17 protein-coding genes are annotated in these 13,501 nt (G+C 57.6%); 15 read left to right on the top strand and 2 right to left on the bottom strand.

Annotated elements, in window-relative coordinates; all coding sequences use genetic code 11:
- Nucleotides 1-86 precede the first annotated feature (86 nt).
- Nucleotides 87-1,808, top strand: coding sequence for a potassium/proton antiporter (locus BUB09_RS09565; RefSeq protein ID WP_072897015.1), 1,722 nt, complete (start codon nt 87-89; stop codon nt 1,806-1,808).
- 52 nt (nt 1,809-1,860) lie between these two features.
- On the opposite strand, the gene BUB09_RS09560 is transcribed toward BUB09_RS09565, so the two are convergent.
- The gene (locus BUB09_RS09560; RefSeq protein WP_245793251.1) at nt 1,861-2,859 is read right to left on the bottom strand and encodes an integron integrase; all 999 of its coding nucleotides are present in this window, start codon (nt 2,857-2,859) and stop codon (nt 1,861-1,863) included.
- Between the two features lie 866 nt (nt 2,860-3,725).
- Between BUB09_RS09560 and BUB09_RS09555 the strand changes: the two genes are divergently transcribed.
- From BUB09_RS09555 to BUB09_RS09515, 14 genes are all read left to right on the top strand, one after another.
- Complete coding sequence (locus BUB09_RS09555; protein WP_139250229.1) at nt 3,726-4,340, top strand: hypothetical protein; 615 nt, start codon at nt 3,726-3,728, stop codon at nt 4,338-4,340.
- 22 nt (nt 4,341-4,362) lie between these two features.
- Nucleotides 4,363-4,611 carry a hypothetical protein gene (locus BUB09_RS16995; RefSeq protein WP_139250228.1) on the top strand — a complete coding sequence of 83 codons (249 nt, stop codon included), beginning with the start codon at nt 4,363-4,365 and terminating at the stop codon, nt 4,609-4,611.
- Nucleotides 4,612-4,763: 152 nt separating this feature from the next.
- Nucleotides 4,764-5,606 carry a hypothetical protein gene (locus BUB09_RS09550; protein WP_072897011.1) on the top strand — a complete coding sequence of 281 codons (843 nt, stop codon included), beginning with the start codon at nt 4,764-4,766 and terminating at the stop codon, nt 5,604-5,606.
- Nucleotides 5,607-5,676: 70 nt separating this feature from the next.
- Complete coding sequence (locus BUB09_RS16990; protein WP_139250227.1) at nt 5,677-6,054, top strand: hypothetical protein; 378 nt, start codon at nt 5,677-5,679, stop codon at nt 6,052-6,054.
- Nucleotides 6,055-6,130: 76 nt separating this feature from the next.
- On the top strand, nt 6,131-6,679 hold the full coding sequence (locus tag BUB09_RS09545) for a YcxB family protein (RefSeq protein WP_072897009.1): 549 nt from the start codon (nt 6,131-6,133) through the stop codon (nt 6,677-6,679).
- A gap of 15 nt (nt 6,680-6,694) precedes the next feature.
- Nucleotides 6,695-7,096 carry a hypothetical protein gene (locus tag BUB09_RS16985; protein ID WP_139250226.1) on the top strand — a complete coding sequence of 134 codons (402 nt, stop codon included), beginning with the start codon at nt 6,695-6,697 and terminating at the stop codon, nt 7,094-7,096.
- Nucleotides 7,097-7,124: 28 nt separating this feature from the next.
- The gene (locus BUB09_RS09540) at nt 7,125-7,400 is read left to right on the top strand and encodes a hypothetical protein (protein ID WP_072897008.1); all 276 of its coding nucleotides are present in this window, start codon (nt 7,125-7,127) and stop codon (nt 7,398-7,400) included.
- A gap of 80 nt (nt 7,401-7,480) precedes the next feature.
- Nucleotides 7,481-8,404 (top strand): hypothetical protein, encoded by a 924-nt coding sequence (locus tag BUB09_RS16980; RefSeq protein WP_139250225.1) that lies wholly within the window; start codon nt 7,481-7,483, stop codon nt 8,402-8,404.
- 110 nt (nt 8,405-8,514) lie between these two features.
- Complete coding sequence (locus BUB09_RS09535; protein ID WP_072897006.1) at nt 8,515-9,285, top strand: nuclease-related domain-containing protein; 771 nt, start codon at nt 8,515-8,517, stop codon at nt 9,283-9,285.
- Between the two features lie 177 nt (nt 9,286-9,462).
- The gene (locus tag BUB09_RS09530; protein ID WP_072897004.1) at nt 9,463-9,951 is read left to right on the top strand and encodes a hypothetical protein; all 489 of its coding nucleotides are present in this window, start codon (nt 9,463-9,465) and stop codon (nt 9,949-9,951) included.
- Between the two features lie 149 nt (nt 9,952-10,100).
- Entirely contained in the window at nt 10,101-10,475 is a 375-nt protein-coding gene (locus tag BUB09_RS16975; protein ID WP_175550161.1) for a hypothetical protein, read from the top strand.
- 288 nt (nt 10,476-10,763) lie between these two features.
- Entirely contained in the window at nt 10,764-11,093 is a 330-nt protein-coding gene (locus BUB09_RS09525) for a DUF3592 domain-containing protein (protein ID WP_072897002.1), read from the top strand.
- Between the two features lie 353 nt (nt 11,094-11,446).
- The gene (locus BUB09_RS09520; protein ID WP_072897000.1) at nt 11,447-11,797 is read left to right on the top strand and encodes a zinc ribbon domain-containing protein YjdM; all 351 of its coding nucleotides are present in this window, start codon (nt 11,447-11,449) and stop codon (nt 11,795-11,797) included.
- A 62-nt stretch (nt 11,798-11,859) separates the two neighbouring features.
- Complete coding sequence (locus BUB09_RS09515) at nt 11,860-12,228, top strand: YciI family protein (protein WP_072896998.1); 369 nt, start codon at nt 11,860-11,862, stop codon at nt 12,226-12,228.
- Between the two features lie 328 nt (nt 12,229-12,556).
- Here the strand turns inward: BUB09_RS09515 and secF are convergent, their stop codons facing one another.
- Nucleotides 12,557-13,486, bottom strand: a complete 930-nt coding sequence (gene secF / locus BUB09_RS09510; protein ID WP_072896996.1) for a protein translocase subunit SecF — start codon at nt 13,484-13,486, stop codon at nt 12,557-12,559.
- Nucleotides 13,487-13,501 lie beyond the last annotated feature (15 nt).

Here is a 13,501-nt window from a genome sequence, read left to right as displayed (position 1 = left end):
ATCCGGCGCGATCGCTGCATCGTCGAGGTCATCCACCACCCCGCACTCAGGACTACAGCGGCTGCCGCCCCGACTGATCGATCGCCATGGAAATCGCCAACCACCTGATCCTCGTCGCTGGGTTGCTGTTCATCCTCAGCATCCTGGCGTCGGTGCTGTCGCCTCGGCTCGGCGTGCCGGTGCTGCTGGTGTTTTTGATCATCGGCATGTTGGCCGGCGAAGACGGGCCTGGCGGGCTGGACTTCCACGACTTTAGCCTCGCCAATCTGGCGGGCACTGCGGCGCTGGCCGTGGTGCTGTTCGACGGCGGCATGCGCACGCGCATGGCCACGTTCCGCGTCGGCTTGCGGCCGGCGGTGTCGCTGGCCACGGTCGGCGTGTTCGTCACGGCCAGCATCGTCGGTGCGTTTGCAGCCTGGGTGCTGGACCTGCCGCTGCTCGAAGGCCTGTTACTGGGCGCCATCGTCGGCTCGACCGACGCCGCCGCGGTGTTTTCGCTGCTGCACAGCAACGCGGTGCATTTGAACGAACGCGTCACCTCGGCGCTGGAAATCGAATCGGGCACCAACGATCCGATGGCGGTGTTTCTGACGCTGGGCCTGCTCGAATATCTGAGCGCGCCGGCCGATTACGTGTGGTACGAGGCCATCGTGTTTTTGGTGCAGCAGATGGGCCTGGGCGTGCTGATCGGCATCTACGGCGGCCGCGCGCTGGTGTGGTCGCTGAACCGCCTCAATCTGTCTGACTCGCTGTATCCGCTGATGGCCTTGTTCAGCGGCCTGCTGATCTTTGGCCTGACCGCGAGTCTGCATGGCAGCGGCTTTTTGGCCGTGTACCTGGCCGGCATCGTGCTCGGCAACCGCCGCGTCCGCGCATTCGGCGGCATCCGCCGCTTTCATGACGGCGTGGCGTGGACGTCGCAGATCGGCATGTTCGTGATCCTGGGCCTGCTGGTGACGCCGAGCAAACTGTTGCCGCTGGCGATCCCCGGCCTGCTGATCAGCCTGGTGCTGATACTGGTCGCACGCCCGCTGGCCGTGGCGCTGGCGCTGGCGCCGTTCCGCTTCCCGCTACGCGAACAGGGCTACATCGCGTGGGTCGGCCTGCGCGGGTCGGTGCCGATCGTGCTGGCCACGTTTCCGTGGCTGGCCGGCATCGACAACGCCGGGCTGATCTTCAACGTCGCGTTCTTCATCGTGCTGGTGTCGCTGGTCGTGCAAGGCTGGAGCGTCGGGCCGATGGCGCGGCTGCTCGGCTTGCAAATGCCGGCGACCACGGCGCTGGTGCATCGCAGCGACTTCGACCTGCCCGGCACCCGCGGCTACGAGATCGTCAGCTATTTGATCGGCGAGAACAGCCCGCTGATCGGCCTCAAATCCAAGGCGTTGCCGATCGACGACACGTCGCGCATCGTCTGCATCGCGCGGCGCGGCAAGGTGATCAGCTATCGCGAATGGGGCACGCTGCGCGCGGGCGATTACATCGCGATGCTGGCCAAGGAAGACGAGCTACCCAAGCTCGACGAGGTGTTCCGCGCCGACCACGTCGCGCCCAAGCTCGAAGCGGCGGCGACGCGCTTCTTCGGCGAATTCAACATTGACATCAAAGCGCCCGCGATGGCGCTGAGCGACGCCTACGGCTTGGACCTGCCGGAATCGGCGCGTGATCGCACCGTTGTGGAGTTCTTCCGCTCGGTGATCCCCCGCCCCGTCGTCGGCGACCGCTTGCGGCTCGGCGACATGGAGCTGGTGGTCAAGAAGATGGACAACGACCGCATCATCGAGATCGGCCTGCGGTTGCCGCACTAGCCAGCAGCGACCAACGCCCTCGTCGCCCTGCAGGCGCCGGGCATCGCGGCCTTCAGGCCATTCCATCCAGCGGGCTGACCACGCCTCGCCCGCCACGACTGAGCACGTGGGTGTAGATCATCGTGGTGCTCACATCCTGATGACCGAGCAGGTCTTGCACGGTGCGGATGTCGCAGCCCGATTCCAACAGATGGGTCGCGAAGCAGTGCCGCAACGTGTGCGGGGTCACCGGCTTGCTGATGCCCGCCACCGTTGCCGCCCGCCTCACGGCCCGTTGTATTGCCTGCTCGTCCAGATGGTGCCGGCGAACCGCGCCGCTTCTCGGGTCCTTCGAAAACCGCTTGGCGACGAACAAGTATTGCCAGGCCCATTCCTGCGACGCCTTCGGATACTTGTCGGCGAGCGCATTGGGCAGGTACACATCAGCCCGTCCGTCATTCAGGTCTTGGGCGTACACGCCGCGCCGCCACTCCAGGTGCAAGCGCAACGGCTCCACCAGCGACGCCGGTAACACCGTCACGCGATCCTTGTTGCCCTTGCCTTCGCGGATCACGATCTCGCGGCGACCCAGATCAACGTCCTTCACGCGCAAACGCAGGCCTTCGAGGATGCGCATGCCAGTGCCGTACAGCAGCCGCACCACCAACGACACGTCGCCGCCCGACGGCAGCCGTGCCAGCAGCGACTGAAGCTCCGGCTTTGACAACACCACCGGCAGCCGACGCGGACGCTTGGCACGCGTGACGCTATCCAACCAAGCGAGATCGACCCCCAGAACTTCTTTATAGAGAAACAGAACCGCCGCCATGGCTTGGTTCTGCGTACTGGCCGAAACATTACGAGCAACCGCCAGGTTGGTAAGAAATGCCTCCACTTCTGCGGAACCCATCTCATTTGGGTGCCGTTTGTTGTGGTAAACGATAAAACGCTTGATCCAATTGACGTACGCCTCCTCCGTTCGCACGCTGTAGTGCAAAGCACGGATCCGGTCACGCACCTGATCCAGCAGTTTGGGTGAATTGGCATTTAACGCTTTTGTCGGCACCGGCACAGGGATCGCCTCAAGGACTAGCCAAGGAAAATCATGGAGATGAGCAAAGACCTGAACAACGGCGGCGCGGAGTGGCGGCGTGATAGCCGTCACTTTTGAGGCCGAATACTAGTTGGACGTAAAAGCACGCATGCCTAGTTTCAAGCCCATATATGGCTGGGGGTGGTTCCAGAGCCCAGGCACAACATCAGTTGCAGTGCCGGAGCCGTTCTCAGTTCTAGTGCAGACGGCTTCCGAAACTGAGATTGTCGGAGTAATTGATCAGCCACATGAATACTCGGGCTTCAACGTGCGACTCGGAATCCGCAGCATCGAGCCGAGTGGTGCCAAGCATTGGAACGTGTGCCTCTCAACAGATGCGCAAGGCCAGATCACCGGGTTCGCTGAGTCCCTATGATCAATTGCGTCCAACAAGGGGCTGCAGGCGACGGCTTCGCCGCGCCTGAGCACAAGCGTTGGGCGTCATAAAAACATGAGCGCATTTGCCAGAGTTAGTGGCGTCATTTTCTGGGGTGCAATTGCTTGGCTGTTTGTCGCAGCTTTGCTCGCAGTTCAGTTTTGGCCGCAGCTGCCAGAGTCAAAGGCTGGCTGGTTCGCATTCATCGCTTTCGGTCCACCCCTCTACATACTTGGTGAGGCCGCGTCTGAATGGTTCTGGTCGTCGCGCTTTGGTGGTGCGCTTTCGCGGCCGTCGCCAACAATGCAGAAAGCTTTTGTTGTTTTGGGCTTGGTCATAGGCGGGACATTCGCTTGGGGGCTGTGGTGGCTCTACTCGTACTAGCAATGCCGCCCAACCAGGCATTCAAGCGGACGGGCTACGCCCGCCGCTTAACTTGAGCGTTGGGCGTCTAAATAAGCAGAAGACCATGACCGAGAAGCGTCACCTGAAAGAAAGGCTTGATCAGATATCGCGTCCACAGCTGATGAATGTATTGGCATGGATTGTTGCCATCGCAGTTTGCATTCTCATTGGTGCGTTCTGGCTCTACTTAACCAACTTTGGTCCAGCCAAGCTAAGCACGGACCCAGCGGTGTGGGGACAGTTTGGTGACTTTGTTGGCGGGGCAGCTAATCCGGTGATCGGTCTGCTCACATTGATTGCGCTCGTACTAACCATCGTCCTGCAAAGCAAACAGCTTGATCTGTCTACCCAGGAGCTTAGCGAAACAAAAGCTGAGCTTAGGCGCAGTACTGAAGCCCAGGAGCTTGCAGCTCGCCTCAACGCGCTAACTGCTCTTTTTGTTGAGTATCGACGCCTTTCCGAGGACAAAGAAGCAGAATTCACCCGAGTACTTTCTGCACCCACTACGCTAGGCGCGAACGTTCAATTGATAGAAGCTGTAAAGCGTGAGCGAGACGGACTCCTAATCAGGAAGCAGCAAATCTTTGACGAACTTGAAAAGCTTTCTGGTTTGGTGCGTCAAGCCGCCCAACAAAGCATTCAACCCGACGAACCCGCCTCCGGCGGGTCCGCGGGTTAATGCTGGCGTTGGGCCTAAAGAAATGAAGCCTTACGTGCTGGTCAGCGCGGCACTGGGCGCGTTAATTCCATGTGGAGCTCTGTCCGTATCAATGGCGTTTCGCCATACATTCAACCTGGAACTATTTTTTCTATGGCCAACCATCCTCTTCTTTGCCTCGGACAATCCCGATCAAGAGATGTCATGGATGATGGTTGCTTTCGCTGTGGCTTCAAACTCGGCGCTGTATGCTGCCGTCTGCACTTTAATTTTCTGGCGTGGTAGAAGCTAAGAGCAACATTTTGGAGCGCGCGTAGTGATCTTCAAGCTTAATTCCAGCTTGCTCAGTGCAGTTCGCTTCGCGGCGTTAGAGAGCAACTCGGCCCAACAAGGCGCTGCACGCGAAGGCTTCGCCTCGCGTGAGCTTTAGGCGTTAGGACTTAGATGGACCTTTCCGGATTCGTGCTAACTGTCTTAACCTCGACCGCAATCAGTGGCGCGCTCGCTGCCGCGCTCGTGTTTCTCAGCCGAACTTGGCTCAGCGAGAGAATTCAGCAGAGCATTCGGCACGAGTACAGCGAAAAGCTTGCGCATCTGAACGCCCAGTTGAGAGCCGAATCCGAGAAGAACGTTTTGCTGCTAAAAACCTCGGTCGAGGCCGAAGCCGAGAGACTGAGATTTGCAACGTCCACGATCGGACATTCCCAGAGAATCGCTATAGAAAAGCGCCTAGCCGCGCTTGATACGCTATGGGACGGTGTTCTAGCGACACGGCAGAACATTCCAACGGTAATGACATTTATCGACATTCTTACGGTCGATGAGTACGTCACCATGAAGGATCACCCAAACTTCAAGGCAATGGTTGGGGAGCTATCCCCGGAAAAGATGGCCGCAATGTTCAACGACAACGTTGGGTCCCGCGAGCGGATCAGGCCCTATGTCGGGGAATACACTTGGGCGCTAGTAACGACCTACCAGGCCGTTATCCTCCGCATCGCATTTCTCGTGCAGATGGGTCGAGAAGATACGAAGAAGCTAAATTGGCACCTAGATTCAGGCATCCAGCAACTGCTCCGCTCAGCGCTCACCGCATCTGACCTGTCCGCATTTGAGGCCACAAAAATTGGCAAGGTCGGATGGATCCAGCGAACTTTCGAATCAAAGGTACTGGCGGCAATCGATATCGTAATTAGCGGTCAAACCTTCGGGGAAGAGGCACTGCGGCAAGCGCAGAACATGGAAAGTAAGGTTCAGGACCTGAAGCGTGCGCAGTCTGAGCCCTAAACATTCGCTCAAGCGGACCAATCAATCGCTTCGCGATTGATTGGTCCGCTTAGCTCAGACGTTGGACCTCATGAAAAGCATCCTATTGGGAGTGCTAGTGCTCTTTTCGGCTTCCGTCATTGCTGCCGAGTCTCCGAAGGTCACTGGCATTTACAGCAACATGCACTTCGCCGCCGAAGATGTCATTGGAGTTGAGGTTTTCATTGTGTTTAGCCGTAACGAATATCAAGCAGTAGTCCAGTGCTCAGAAGGCGAGCCGGGCATTCCGGCGGTTGTGCCAGTTGCGGTGTCCGGTTCGTCAATCTCATTCAAAATTACTTCAGGGCAAAGCGGCTGCCCTACAACCACATTCACTGGCCGGCTGAGTAAATCGGGTTTGTCTGGCACGTTCGAGGGCACAACTGGCTATCCAGGCTTTCTCAAGCGCGGTCGGAGCTATTGGCAGTGAGCTGGTCCAACAAGGTGCTCAACGCGACGGCCCGTAAACGGGCCGCGCGTTAGCTCTGGCGTTAGCAGGACAAGCAATGAAGGTCACGATTTCACCATCCGACTACATCTCGGCCATTCGGCTTGGCTGCAAGCCGCGGCCGGTATTTGCCGTCCTCTTGGGCTTCTTAGCTGCTCTTGCTTTGGTTGGCCTCACACTGGCAGCTCGATCTGCGCTTCTTGGCCGCGCGTCCTGGGTTGATCTCGTAGGCTTTCTCGCCATCTGCTACTTCCCAGCTTGGTATTGGCTCTACTTGCCGTGGCGGGTGCGCAGGCTGTATCAGCAGCAGCGCTCAATACAGGAGCCATTCTCGGTGGATTTTGAGGATCAAGGTCTCCGTTTCCGTACATCCAATGGCGAGGGCTCGCTGCCGTGGCATCACCTACATCGGTGGCGAGAATCGAAGTCTGCTTTTGTTCTTTACCAGTCGGACGCGCTGCTTCACATACTACCGAAGCGGCACTTTGAGTTCCCGGTAAGCGCGGCGCAGTTCCGGGAAATACTGGAACGTGAGGCGGGTCCTGCTAACAAGGCGCTCAAGCCGACCGTCCCGCCTCCGCTTCGCTCCGGCGGGCCGGCGGCTTAGCTGGGGCGTCAACAAATGCGTAAGATCACCATCCCAGTGATTGCGTACATGGCGCTCTCTCTCGTGTATTTCTCGCAGAGTGGCGCGCCTATTCGCGTGCACACACTATCGCTCGCAGTTTTAGCCGTGGCGTTTCTCATCCCGTCCGTCTGGTCCGCACACATTGGGCGCTCTCGTGGTCGCTTGGTCGTCTGCGGTCTTTGTGCTTTTTTCGGCATGCTGGCGTGGGACGCAACGGCGCATCTCGTCATCGCAAAAGCAGAACAGTTCTCCATCCTGCTAAGCACTCCATGGCTATATGCACTCGGCTGGTTCCCTATCGTAGTCATCACCTTTTCTACCGCCTGGGTCGCATCGCCGCCCAACCCGGCACTCCAGCCGACGTCCTCGCCTTCGGCGAGTCCGCGGCTGAGTTGAGGCGTTGGGCAACAGAAGGAGAGAGCGTGTGAATGCAATCGGGGGCTTCGTCAAAACCATTGGCTACATCGTCTGGTTCGGCACTGGCATATGGGGGTTCTTTCTGTGCTTGGCCATCATTTCTAAGATTGCTGGCTTCTGGGGAATTGTTGCCGCTCTAGCTCTCGGCCCGGTTACCTTTCTTGCCGCTCCTCTTTATGCAGGGTTCGCCTGGGACAATTGGTTCCCATTGGTGCTCAACTACGGCGGAGGCATCGCCGCAATGATCCTCATCGGCATCGGCAGCGCGATGAGCAAAGAGTGATGCTTGTTGCCCAACCAACGCTTCAAGCCGACGGCCCCGCCTTCGGCGGGTCACCGGCCTAAACTGGGCGTTAGCTTCCAATGAGCACGGAACAGCGCCACGAGCGGCAATTCGGGTTCCTCGTTGCCCCCATATCCGGCGATTTCATTGGTGGGACGATAGCCCTACTAGATGACCACGCTGAACGAGCCAAGTGTTTTGAGGAGCGGTCTAATCGTGACGGATACTATTATCCACCAGAGATAGCGACCTACACGGTTGATCCACGTACTCATGAGCAGAGGGAAAAGGTAGCTCGTTCGGAGCGGCCTGCCTCAGTTTACGCCTTGCCTCCATCGCATCGGCTCGAGCTCGAATCACCCCTAGATGCATCGAATACAACGTGTTCTGACGATGCGCTGATCATTTATGTTCTTGCGTACTTGTATGGAACTCGATTGCAGTTTTCTGATTGGCACTTTGAAGGCCGCATTCCATACAAACCAACCAACAACATATTTTTCCATCCCGAAACGTGCCTAGATTTTCTCGGGCACGTTTACGAGTGGTGGCGAGACCAACCTACAGACATTCGTACCCGACTGATCAATATTTTATACGTGCTAACTCGGGCGCGAAGCCTTGAGTGGGAGTGGGATGCGTTCACTCATCAATACATGGTTTTCGACGCCATCTATAGGCTTCACACCACCCTAAATCCAAAAGCGCCAAAGGCGAATAATCATCGGGGAAGGTTTGATGTGCTGCTGTCTGAATTCGGCATCCCCACTGATAGTGTTTTGGTGGATAAGCTGTACAAAGCTCGAAATGAGTTGTTTCATGAGGCGATGTGGACTGGATCAACTATAGGTTTTGGATCTCTTGACCGGGATGCTAATTATTATCCCCATCACCTTTCTCGTCTTAACTCGCGGTTGATATGTGGGATCGTGGGCTACCAAAATGATTACTTGGAGTCAGTCTGGTGGGTAATGGGTACATTTTATTTTGGGTTGCGGCGTTAAAGCTAACAAATCACTGCAGGTGATATTTGACCTGCCACACATTTCGGCTGGCTTAAAAGCGTGCGTCACCTCAAATGCACCTGAGCCCCGGCGTTAGGTAACAGTCAGCGATGGATTACTCCCCGATCTTCAACGAGGTATTCAAGCTGTGGTGGCTTATCCCCATCCTGCTTGTTATCGGGGTCTTCAAAACCCCATGGTTCAAAGGGGTGCTTGGAGAATCTCTGGTCAAATTTGCCGCGCGCCTCAGGCTTCCCATCGAAACCTACCACCCGATTCACAACGTAACGCTGCCGACTTCTGAAGGAACTACGCAGATTGATCACATCTTCGTATCTCGGTTTGGCATCTTTGTTGTAGAAACGAAGAACATGAAGGGTTGGATTTTCGGGGATGAAAGTCAGGCCCAGTGGACACAGAAATTATTCAAGACGTCTTTCAGATTTCAGAACCCTCTTCGCCAGAACTACAAACACGTAAAGGCGTTAGAAGCGGTGCTTGATGTGCCGCCTGAGGCTATTCACTCGGTAGTCGTCTTTACCGGCGAGAGCACGTTCAAATCTTCAATGCCAGCGAATGTTACGACGGGTGGTGGTTACATCACCTACATCAAGTCTTTTTGTGAGCCGGTTCTAAGCGAATCGCAAGTTCAGCTGGCAGTGGCGACAATTCAAGCCGTTCGCCTTGAACCCACACGGGAAACACATCGCCAGCATGTTCAGCAACTCAGAAAGCGGGCCGATTTGTCAGCTGAGCGGAAGTGTCCTAAATGTGGCAGCAGATTGGTTTTGCGCACCGCTAGAAGTGGCGGCAGTGCTGGCAATCAGTTCTGGGGCTGTTCCGCCTATCCCAAATGCAGGGTGGTGAAAAATGTCAACTAACAAGGCACTTAAGCGGACAGGCTCCACCCGCCCCCTAGTTAGCGCGTTACAGGCGCAGGCTGACGAGAGTACACAGTGACCCCGAACAATGCTCTACGACCAATGATGCTACCTCCGCCGCGTAACGACAGCGGCGCAGCAGACTAGCGCTGTCGTTAGCCCACGAAAGACACCAAGATGGCCTCCATCCTGAAGAAGATTTTCAACGTCCTGAACGCTGATCTCACGGGAAGGTCGTGGCACAAGGAAGTCGTACATCCGTACTTCCAATCGCTCATCTACTTCGGCCACAAGGACCCGACAAAATGCTATTGGGAAGCCGAACTCACAATTCCCGGGAGCCAAGATCGAGTCGGCGTCACCATGCAGGGCACGTCTCAAGGGCCAACGGCAGCCGAAGAAGCCTTCTGTCGGTCCGTGCTCGCTGATCTTGATCGTCTGTTTCAAATATGTCGCCCAGCGTTTGAGCCGGAATTTTCGTCTTGGACAAAGCAACCGTTACCGTCGGAGTGGCGAGCAGCTTTCAAGCTTGATGGCTTCTCTGTTCCATCAGGCGGAGAGCCGATCGAAAAGTGGGAAGTCACATACCTTGTTGAGTCAGCCGGTCACTCTTTCACGGCACTGATTGAGTCCGGTAAAGCACAGGGCGTTCAGGTCGACGGCTAGCCCGGCTACCCAGGCGCTCCAGCCGGTTGTTCAAGTTCCGCTTGGGTGCAGCTCCACGGTGCATGAAATGAGACGTTAGCGATCAAGGAGAGATGGTAATGAGTCGAGTAAGAGCGACACTTGCAGTCGTTTCGCTTTCTGCCCTCTACATGTTCAGCCTCATTTATCTAATAGGGCTCGTTGCGGGCATTCACTTTCCATGGCAGCCCGACGCAGGCAGGCCTGAGTCTGCCCTCTTGTTTGCTACCAGCATCTCTCATGCACTGGCTGTGATCAGTGCGGCTACCATCGTTGCGGCCCTGGTGGTCCGGATGTTTCGCAATCAATCGGTACGGTTCGGGTTTCTTATAGCAGCGCCCGTCGCACTGATTCATGCGTGGTCAGCCTGGCAGGCCAGTGAATTCGTCCAACTATCTTTGGCAGCTATCGCGATGGCAGCAAAAGACTTCGTCGTGGTGTTGTTCGCTCCTGCAGGCCTTACCGCATTGCTTTCATCACTAACATCACGTCGCTCTACTTGTTAGCAAACACCGCATTGGCCTTCTTCTCGAAGCAGGACTATGTTTACGTCACGAGAGCAGATGCCTCGACCGACATTTCAGGTGCGGCACAGTTCAGATCGTTGTGCCCGTCGCCGGCCACCAGCCTGATGCGAAAGGAGCTGCGATAGTTTGCATCCCATGACGAACAGCATCCGCCATCCCAAAATCGTCAAGCAGACGCCGGTCCTGGCCATGATGCAGCGCACGCCGACGAACGTCCGACTGTATTGCGTCGCAGCTTGCGCGACCTAACGGCTGCACAATCGTCATATGCTGCTGGCAACGATCATCTTCTTGGTGCTGTGCATCCCCACGGTACATTTCCTGTCGGCGATGGACAGCCAAAAAAAGGAAGATCAGGAGCTGCTGAAGAATGGTCAACCGATACTGGGTGAAGTCGTAGACGTCATTACGGGTGACGAGGGGGCGGATCACGTTCGGTACACGTACTCGCCTCCCGGCCTGGGCAGAGAGATAACGGTGCAGCGCGATATTCCGACCACGTGGGTCGGCGACAATCCGCGGAAAGGCGACATCGTCATGGTTCGATATCTGGCCAGCGCTCCTGGCTACTCTACGATTGAACGCCATCCGTCATAGGCAGCCGACTCTGATCAGCGGTGCCGAGCGATGCTGATCCATCCCGATGTGCTCCGGCGTGGCCGCAGCTGAACACAGTAGCCGGGCCACACACAACGAATAACCCACCGCGTCGCCGCCATGTGGGGCTACGCCTACGCTCGTGGCTATGATCGGGATCATCACGTGCAACCCGATCCCTTTCATCCTGCGATGCTCGTCGTGCAGTCCATCACGGCGATGGATTCCTCAATGGGTCGTCGGCGGGGCGGCTTCCGTTGTGATTAGGGCGGGCAGGCAAGGCCACGCTAACATTGCCCCGAAGAAACATTCGCGATTTCCAAGCGTGTTAATTGACCCATCGAGTTACTTCTATGACTGAGTTGCCGAGTTGCCCTTCCTGCACGTCTGCATTCACTTACCAGGATGGAGCGCTCTTGGTTTGCCCGGAGTGCGGGCACGAGTGGTCGCTGGACAACCCGCCAACGCCTGATGAGCAAGCGCAGACGATCCACAAAGACGCAGTCGGCAATGTTCTGGAAGATGGCGATACGGTAACCGTCGTCAAAGACCTGAAGGTCAAAGGCGCCAGTTCAGCGCTCAAGGCGGGTACGAAGGTGCGCAACATTCGACTTGTCGACGAAGACCACAACATCGACTGCAAGATCGATGGCTTTGGTCCGATGAAGCTCAAGTCAGAATTCGTGAAGAAGGCTCAGGGCTAAGCTCCTGATCAAGCTGTCTCGATAGATTCGGGCCCTCGCTGTACGACATAGCCGAGAAGACGATGCGCGTTATCGTGCTGGTAAAAGCCACTGCCGCCAGTGAGAAAGGATTCGTTCCCGACGCATGGACGGCGGCGATGCTCGACGCGATGGGCACGTTCAACGACGCGCTACGCCGTGCCAACGTCTTGATTGATGCCGTAGGGCTGAAGCCCTCGTCCCATGGAGCGCGAATCGCGTTTAACGGCACCGAGCGGACGGTGATCAACGGTCCGTTTGCACCGGCAAACGAACTGGTCGCCGGTTACTGGTTGTGGGAAGTCAACGATATGGCCGAGGCGATCTTCTGGGCGCAGCAGTGCCCCAACCCGATGCCGGGTCCGAGCGAGATCGAAATACGGCCACTCTACGAAGCGTCCGATCTGGACTGACGTCCTGTCGTTGTTACCGGCGAGCGTCTAGCGCCTGGGCGAACCACCCGATGGCGGCCATGAGGCCGCGTGCACCGCGAGGCGACGTTCCGCAGCTTGTCGCAGATACCAGGCCGGTCGAGGCGCACGCTCGGACGCCTTGGACTGCGCGCAGGCCCGCATCGCTGCAGCACGAAGGCGTGCTTCGCCGCGCACGGTATGAGCCGAAGGCGGCGACTGCCCCGTTGCGCCATTGCTGATCCGCCATGCAGGGGCACGTCGATCAAGCGCCGGGAGCCACGCAGCGCCGAATCGATCCGCGCTGCGTTCCCCGGTCAGGCCCTGGCGGCTACGGCAGTTCGTCGACCGCTTCGTCTTGCGGCGGCAGCAGGTCTTCGCGGGAGATGCCGAGCAGGATCGCCAAGCCGGTCGAGACGTAGATCGACGAGTAGGTGGCGACGATGACGCCGAAGATCAGCGCCACGGCAAAGCTGTGCACGCTGCTGCCGCCCATCAACAGCAACGCGGTCAGCACCAGCAGCGTGGTCAAGTGCGTGATCACCGAACGCAGCAGCGTCTGGTTGATCGACAGGTTGACCACTTCGAAAATGTTGGCGCGGCGCTGCGCGATCAGGTTTTCGCGGACACGGTCATAGATGACGACCGTTTCGTTGTTCGAATAGCCGATCAACGCGAGGATCGCAGCCAGCGTGGTCAGGTCGAACTCGACCCAGAACACCGACAGAAAGCCGAGCGTCATCATCGCGTCGTGGATCAGCGCGGCAACGGCGCCGACCGAAAACTTCCACTCGAAGCGGAACATGATGTACGCGGCGATGCCGATGAACGCGAAGATCAGCGCCAGCGCGCCCTTCTCCGTCAGCTCCTCGCCGACCTGCGGGCCGACAAAGTCGATACGTCGCAGCTGGATGTTCTGCTCGGCGGCGCCCAGCGCTTCGAGAATGTTGGAGCTGACCTTGGCCGAGCTGGTTTCCTCAGCCGGCGGCAGGCGGATCAGCACATCCTGGCTGGTGCCGAAAAACTGCACGGTGTTGCGCTCGTAGCCGGCCTTGGCCAGCCGCTGGCGCACGTCTTCCAGCTCGACGGTCTGCGGATAGCTGACTTCCACCAGCACGCCGCCGGTGAAGTCGATGCCGAAGTTCAGGCCCCGGAACGCCAGCAGCAGCACCACGCCGATGGTCAGCAGTGACGACACCCACAAGCCCGTCTTGCGCTGGGCCATGAAGTCGATTTTGGGAACGCGGTCAAAGAATTTCATCGCTTGTGTCTCGTC

This window comes from Hydrocarboniphaga daqingensis (genome assembly GCF_900129825.1).
GTDB lineage: Bacteria > Pseudomonadota > Gammaproteobacteria > Nevskiales > Nevskiaceae > Hydrocarboniphaga > Hydrocarboniphaga daqingensis.
Note: the sequence above shows the minus strand (reverse complement) of the source record. Positions and strands in the feature narration are given on the sequence as shown.

What these genes read in the sequence shown, in the direction of transcription:
- BUB09_RS16995 (WP_139250228.1), top strand. Translation starts at nt 4,363, where the DNA reads ATGAAGCCTTACGTGCTGGTCAGCGCGGCACTGGGCGCGTTAATTCCA.
- BUB09_RS09555 (WP_139250229.1), top strand. Translation starts at nt 3,726, where the DNA reads ATGACCGAGAAGCGTCACCTGAAAGAAAGGCTTGATCAGATATCGCGT.
- BUB09_RS09515 (WP_072896998.1), top strand. Translation starts at nt 11,860, where the DNA reads ATGCGCGTTATCGTGCTGGTAAAAGCCACTGCCGCCAGTGAGAAAGGA.
- BUB09_RS09565 (WP_072897015.1), top strand. Translation starts at nt 87, where the DNA reads ATGGAAATCGCCAACCACCTGATCCTCGTCGCTGGGTTGCTGTTCATC.
- BUB09_RS09535 (WP_072897006.1), top strand. Translation starts at nt 8,515, where the DNA reads ATGGATTACTCCCCGATCTTCAACGAGGTATTCAAGCTGTGGTGGCTT.
- BUB09_RS16975 (WP_175550161.1), top strand. Translation starts at nt 10,101, where the DNA reads ATGTTCAGCCTCATTTATCTAATAGGGCTCGTTGCGGGCATTCACTTT.
- BUB09_RS16985 (WP_139250226.1), top strand. Translation starts at nt 6,695, where the DNA reads ATGCGTAAGATCACCATCCCAGTGATTGCGTACATGGCGCTCTCTCTC.
- BUB09_RS16980 (WP_139250225.1), top strand. Translation starts at nt 7,481, where the DNA reads ATGAGCACGGAACAGCGCCACGAGCGGCAATTCGGGTTCCTCGTTGCC.
- BUB09_RS09550 (WP_072897011.1), top strand. Translation starts at nt 4,764, where the DNA reads ATGGACCTTTCCGGATTCGTGCTAACTGTCTTAACCTCGACCGCAATC.
- BUB09_RS09530 (WP_072897004.1), top strand. Translation starts at nt 9,463, where the DNA reads ATGGCCTCCATCCTGAAGAAGATTTTCAACGTCCTGAACGCTGATCTC.
- secF (WP_072896996.1), bottom strand. Translation starts at nt 13,486, where the DNA reads ATGAAATTCTTTGACCGCGTTCCCAAAATCGACTTCATGGCCCAGCGC.
- BUB09_RS16990 (WP_139250227.1), top strand. Translation starts at nt 5,677, where the DNA reads ATGAAAAGCATCCTATTGGGAGTGCTAGTGCTCTTTTCGGCTTCCGTC.
- BUB09_RS09525 (WP_072897002.1), top strand. Translation starts at nt 10,764, where the DNA reads ATGCTGCTGGCAACGATCATCTTCTTGGTGCTGTGCATCCCCACGGTA.
- BUB09_RS09520 (WP_072897000.1), top strand. Translation starts at nt 11,447, where the DNA reads ATGACTGAGTTGCCGAGTTGCCCTTCCTGCACGTCTGCATTCACTTAC.
- BUB09_RS09545 (WP_072897009.1), top strand. Translation starts at nt 6,131, where the DNA reads ATGAAGGTCACGATTTCACCATCCGACTACATCTCGGCCATTCGGCTT.